This window comes from Microcoleus sp. LEGE 07076 (assembly GCF_015207455.1).
Taxonomy (GTDB): Bacteria; Cyanobacteriota; Cyanobacteriia; order Cyanobacteriales; family Microcoleaceae; genus Microcoleus.
In genome coordinates this window covers 1-5,334 of record NZ_JADEWV010000304.1, presented here as the reverse complement: position 1 = coordinate 5,334, position 5,334 = coordinate 1, and the positions used below count along the sequence as shown (strand labels likewise).

At 42.5% G+C, this 5,334-nt stretch carries 7 protein-coding genes; 2 read left to right on the top strand and 5 right to left on the bottom strand.

Annotated elements, in window-relative coordinates; all coding sequences use genetic code 11:
* Together IQ270_RS27815 and IQ270_RS27810 are read left to right on the top strand one after the other, a co-directional pair.
* Positions 1 to 477 (top strand): hypothetical protein (locus tag IQ270_RS27815; RefSeq protein WP_228056766.1); only part of this gene is annotated, 477 nt, incomplete at its 5' end.
* A 378-nt stretch (positions 478 to 855) separates the two neighbouring features.
* The gene (locus tag IQ270_RS27810; protein WP_193976370.1) at positions 856 to 1,902 is read left to right on the top strand and encodes a Fic family protein; all 1,047 of its coding nucleotides are present in this window, start codon (positions 856 to 858) and stop codon (positions 1,900 to 1,902) included.
* Between the two features lie 139 nt (positions 1,903 to 2,041).
* On the opposite strand, the gene IQ270_RS27805 is transcribed toward IQ270_RS27810, so the two are convergent.
* From IQ270_RS27805 to mobC, 5 genes are all read right to left on the bottom strand, one after another.
* Complete coding sequence (locus tag IQ270_RS27805; RefSeq protein WP_193976371.1) at positions 2,042 to 2,302, bottom strand: hypothetical protein; 261 nt, start codon at positions 2,300 to 2,302, stop codon at positions 2,042 to 2,044.
* Entirely contained in the window at positions 2,205 to 2,468 is a 264-nt protein-coding gene (locus IQ270_RS32470; RefSeq protein ID WP_193976369.1) for a GIY-YIG nuclease family protein, read from the bottom strand. The genes IQ270_RS27805 and IQ270_RS32470 overlap by 98 nt, the downstream gene beginning before the upstream one ends.
* 80 nt (positions 2,469 to 2,548) lie before the next feature.
* Positions 2,549 to 2,911, bottom strand: a complete 363-nt coding sequence (locus tag IQ270_RS27795; RefSeq protein WP_193976368.1) for a hypothetical protein — start codon at positions 2,909 to 2,911, stop codon at positions 2,549 to 2,551.
* Positions 2,912 to 3,295: 384 nt separating this feature from the next.
* Positions 3,296 to 4,966 (bottom strand): relaxase/mobilization nuclease domain-containing protein, encoded by a 1,671-nt coding sequence (locus IQ270_RS27790; RefSeq protein WP_193976367.1) that lies wholly within the window; start codon positions 4,964 to 4,966, stop codon positions 3,296 to 3,298.
* A gap of 65 nt (positions 4,967 to 5,031) precedes the next feature.
* The coding region (gene mobC, locus IQ270_RS27785) for a plasmid mobilization relaxosome protein MobC (protein ID WP_193976366.1) at positions 5,032 to 5,334 on the bottom strand (303 nt) is incomplete at its 5' end.

Genomic DNA, 5,334 nt, shown 5'->3' with positions numbered 1-5,334 from the left:
AAACAAACACAGCGCTATAACGTGGATTTCAAATCCACATTGGAGGCTGACTGGGCTTCAATGTTTGAACATTTAGAATTAAGTTGGAAGTATGAGCGAGAAGAGCCTTTTGAGTTTTCAGATGGAACAAAATATACACCTGATTTTTGGATAGAAGACTTAGATGTTTGGGTGGAGATTAAACCAACTCTAGAAATAGCGCTTGAAGATGGTGCTATACGTAAATGTTCAAAATTAGCCCTTGAACATGATGTGTTTGTAGATTTAGAAGTAGGCGAATACTCTTTCTGGTTTATTAAGGTTCCACATAACCAAAATCCTGAAGTGAGAATACTTCCATTTTCTCCTCAATTTATTTTCTCAGGATACATTTTGAGAAAGTCGTTTGGTAGAGAACTTGAGGGTTTGAAACCCCCATTACGTAGTAAAGCCAATCAATTGCGCGGTTATAGTGTTCCAAATCACCCCAAAGTGTGATTCAGATCATAAAAAAACGGTAGAATGCGGGTTGTAGCGGTCGTACCTCAACAGCTAGGATGACGCAAAATCGTTCATAAATTTGTACAGCCCCCCTCCATTTTGGTGAAACTAGGGGGGGTCGTTGCTTCTTTGACGGGATGGGAATTCATTTTAGACGCCTTATCTGTAGCAGGACTTTAGGAAATTGGTATTAGTTCAATTGGATTCAGCAACCATCCCCTTATTCTTAAAAGTACAAAGAAGGGAATAGAATAAGCGAGTTTCATCAATTCAGAGTGTCCTAATCGCCTTGGTTGCGATAAGCGTTAAATTCTCCCCTTCCCCTTCGACAAGCTTTTTTATGTGGTATAATTATCAAAGAAAGGTGAAATTAATATGCAATCATTTGAAGAAGATTTAATAGAAAAGCAACCCATTAACCAACGGTTGCTTCAAACAATTCGCCTAATTGGAGAATACAAGGGAAAGCAGGAGTTATTCAAGCAACAAGCGCCACAAGTTTTAGGCACTTTGCGCCAAGCTGCGGTTATTCAGAGTACCGAATCTTCTAACCGCATTGAAGGCATTACTGTGCCGCTAGAACGGATTAAGAAATTAGTAACAGAAAAAACAACGCCGCGCGATCGTTCAGAACAAGAAATTGCGGGTTATCGGGACGTGCTAACTACAATTCACACCAGTTATACCCACATTCCTTTTAGTACAGGTGTCATTTTACAACTGCACCGCGATCTTTACCAATTTGCTGTTAATACAGGCGGGCGCTGGAAAACAGTGGATAATGAAATTAGCGCTACTTATCCTGACGGGACTAAAGTGGTGAGGTTTCAACCTACTCCCGCTTATGCTACTCCTGTGGCAATGGAACGCCTGCAAGAACGGTTTAATCGCCTCTGGGAATCGGGCGAGATAGAACCTTTATTGCTGATTCCAACTTACATTTTGGATTTCTTGTGCATTCATCCATTTTTAGATGGAAACGGGCGGATGGCAAGGTTGCTGACTTTGTTGCTGCTATACAAAGCTGGTTATGAGGTGGGGCGATTTATTAGTTTAGAACGGATTGTGGAGAGAACTAAGGAAAGCTATTACGATACGCTTTACCAATCTTCCCAAGGATGGCATGAAGGACAGCATAACCTGTTACCTTGGTGGGAGTATTTCTTGGGAGTCATGCTGCTATCAGCTTATCGGGAGTTTGAACAGCGGGTGGGATATGTTACATCCGCAAAAGGAACGAAAACGGCGATCGTATTGGATGCGATTAACAATTTGCCTCAAGAATTCTCGATTAGGGAATTGCAGGAACGGTGTCCAACAGTGGGAATTGATTTGATTCGCCGTCTATTGCGCCGGGAGAGGGATGCGGGGCGTTTGCAATGTCGGGGACGAGGGGTAGATGCGTATTGGCGAAAGCAATAGATATCTCCCAAAAAGACAGTTCAGAACAGGCCCAACGGCCTGTTCCACAATCATTATGGGAGATGTCTAATAGATACAGGAATTACGGACAAACAACTGGGTGTTGAGTTTAAGTACGAAACTTAACACCCAGTTGCAACTATTTATGCAAGCTCATGAAAGCGGTGTAGACCGGAAAATTAGCTTCTTGGTAATGGGGAAAAAGGTAATCGGTCAACTGTATCTCACAATGTTTGAAAACTGTTATGTTTCGTCCTAGTGGGATTGCATTTCCTACAAAAAAGCTGATTTTTCCTTTCAGTTCAGTTTTTGCAAAGAGGGCAAAAACGTTTGTGATTTTTTTGCCTTTTGATTCTCCTCTCAAAACTTTTGTCTGCAACCCAGCATTCTGCCAAGACAAAGTTTATTCCGCGTTCTCGGGCAGCGGCGCAAAATTTAGCACCTCTACCTTTTTTATGTTTCCAAAGCCTTTCGTCCAAATCTTTTGTCCAGCCGACGTAGTGTTGGGCTGGATGAGTTGAACATATCGGCTTTTCAAAGTGCAGAAGATACACGTATCCTGCCATGAAAGTTTGCCATTTTTGAATGTGGTGAAAGATGTTTGCGGCTGCCGGAGAAACAAACTTGTCTCTCCGGCATAATTGAATTACCAGTCGATTTTTAGCTCGCAGTTTTTGTTGCTGCCGTTGCTGCTGCCGTTGTTGCTGTCGTTGTTGCTGTCGTTGTTGCTGCCGTTGTTGCTGCCGTTGTTGCTACGGTTGCTGCTTTCTTCAGTGAATTGGAAGTTTAATGCCAGCAGTTCTTGCTCAATAATTGACTTTCTGTCTTGGATTTTTTTGTCCCTCACAAGTCGCAGAGCGTGGATTATTTGGTCGAGCGTTTGATAGCTTGTTTGTTGAAAATTTAGTACAAGTGTTGTTTCCCTGCCCATGATGTACAGTTCGTTTTCTGTTTGGTGGACGCAGGTTAAATTATTGAAGTAATAGGTGTAGGTTTGCGATAGTTCCATTTTTTTTGTCCGATGCTTTATTTTTGGGCGCGACAGCGCTCATAAATTTGTTTTTTCGTAAATGTTAGTGAGTACGATAAAATGTATAAATAATTTATTTTTACCCATATTGACTCACAAATTATTTGAGCAAGCACCGTCTCAATTTACTTAATAGTTACGCCAAAATAGTGGATAAATACGTTAAAAAAGCTGTCATAATTAGTGGCAGTAATCAGTAATTGGTAGTCTTACCTGGTAAGGATACTTGGGGGGATAAAACGGTTGACCCACCGTTATCAAAACCCTGATATGGCAGAACTACCCAGGAATTTATGTCGCAACCATGAAATTTGTTAGCTAGCGCTTTTATTTAATAAAAGTCAAATTTTTAAGTGGCAATAACTAATCCAGTTCGATGTCTTGGGTATGCCGTTTATACTGTTGGTTATTTTGTTGAATATCTTGCTGTTCTTGCTCAATTAATTGTATCCAGATATCATTCCAACTTGACTGTGGATTAACAAGTTCTGCATTCGGTAGCAGCTCGCTTGCATTTCGAGCGAGCTGAGAATTTTCGGCCATCGCTATAATAACGCTATCGAGTTCTTGTAAGAATTGTATAGGCAGTTGTGAAGCTCGTTCAATTCCTAGGTAAATTGTGGGTGGTGCTGTTGCAGAGTTATCCTGGTTATTTTCCTGTTCAATAAGCAAAATTGAAAGGGCTTCTATTGGGTTACAAGCAATCACAGCTCGCTCGATTTCTCCAGTAGTAGCTACCCAGAAAGCAGCTTCAGATGACAGGGGATGGGTTGTAGTAAAGTTGCCCAATTCATCAAGAACAAAAGCGAACCGGGCTTCCCCGTCAAGCGTCCGTGCCGTAAAGACAGCCTTTTCTGAGCCGGCATACAGCCAAGAATGAGAGTGCAATTTTTCAAGCAATTCTAAAGGTAAACTGTACTCGACTGCTAGATGCGATCGGACTTTTTGCCACTGAGTTTCATTCCTTTCAGGCAGGATTGATAATTGTAACTCTAACTCATTTGCTGTTGTAGGAGTAGCAGGTGCGGTTGTTTCTAGCTCAGATTGTGACAACTCTAATTTATTTGCTGTTGTTGCAAGAGTAGCAGGTGCGCTTGCTGCTAGCTCAAATTGTAACAACTCTAACTCATTTGCTGTTGCAGGAGTTGCAGCCGCGCCTGCTACTAACTCGAATTGTGACGACTCTAACTCATTTTCCTCTGCCTCACTGGGGGCGATAGCTAAGTGTTGTGGCTGCATTAAAGCCTCAATTAGGGCGTTATCTTGCTGTTGGTCATAGCTAACGCCTCGATGCTTCTGCAATCCAGAAAAAGTGTAAGCTTTACCCAATTGAGTGCCACTTAAAGCGACTGCATCTAAATTGTAAGAAATGCCTTTACTGAACCCAGTTCGAGTCAGTCTGACTTGCACCTCTACGCCTTGTTGCTGCAACCGCTCAACGAATTCTGGCATAGTTGGGTTATCTTGGGTAACTTCATCAATTAGGTCTTGTAATTGCACCCTGACGCTCTTGTTTCCCTTGCTTTGTAAGTGCCTGTGTTCTCCTGTAGTCGGAGCTCGCTTGTCTGTTTCCCAACTCGGCGCGACAATTTCTAGATTATAGTCCTGTTCGAGCTGGCGAATAGTTTCTTGGCTTGTGTAATAATCCCAGCTATCGTCAACGACACTTCCATCTAGGCGAATGCGACTGGCGACGATGTGAATGTGGTCGTGTTCTGTATCGCTGTGCTTGACAACTGTATACTGGTTATTGTCAAATCCCATCGTTTTCATGTAGTCGGCCGCGATCGCCAGCCAGCGCAGGTCATTTTGTTCAGAATCTTCCAGTCTCTCGGTGCTTGCAACAGATAAAGTGGCGTGAAAAACTGCTACTTTCAGGTTAGGTCTTAGTTGTCGGGCGATCGCAAATTCAGCAGCGAGTTCTTCAGGAGTCTGTCCGCACATAGTGCCGCCAATCAGATAAGCGTCTTTTTTGCCCAGCACGTAGTTCAAACAGCCCCTAAAGCCTGTACCTTTGATTTGTTTGCCGATCATAATCGAAAAACCGTCAGTTTCACAGCATCGATTGCTCAGGCGGTAAAGCCCAGGCTTGTTAATAATTAGCGTACTGTGGATTTGGCGAGGTTTGCAACCATTGCTTTAATTGCATCTTGGTTTTCTCGAATGAGTTGCTGTACTTTTTCTAAGAGTCCTATATTGACAACAACTGGTTCTCCCAATATTACAGCACTATTGCAAGCTTTAGCAATCTGATTGAGGTTGTTTCCTGCAATTCTAAATTGGGCATCAATCTTGCACAAAACTTGATAGGCTTTTAAGTCAAATGCAGCTATAGGACGTGGTATGGCTCTCTTCAATGCTGCACGGCGCATGAAGTCGCTCATGCTTAAATTTACTTGTTC

Excerpts from the sequence above, each read along its gene's own strand:
- IQ270_RS27790 (WP_193976367.1), bottom strand. The coding sequence starts at position 4,966 with ATGATCGGCAAACAAATCAAAGGTACAGGCTTTAGGGGCTGTTTGAAC.
- IQ270_RS27810 (WP_193976370.1), top strand. The coding sequence starts at position 856 with ATGCAATCATTTGAAGAAGATTTAATAGAAAAGCAACCCATTAACCAA.
- IQ270_RS32470 (WP_193976369.1), bottom strand. The coding sequence starts at position 2,468 with ATGGCAGGATACGTGTATCTTCTGCACTTTGAAAAGCCGATATGTTCA.
- IQ270_RS27795 (WP_193976368.1), bottom strand. The coding sequence starts at position 2,911 with ATGGAACTATCGCAAACCTACACCTATTACTTCAATAATTTAACCTGC.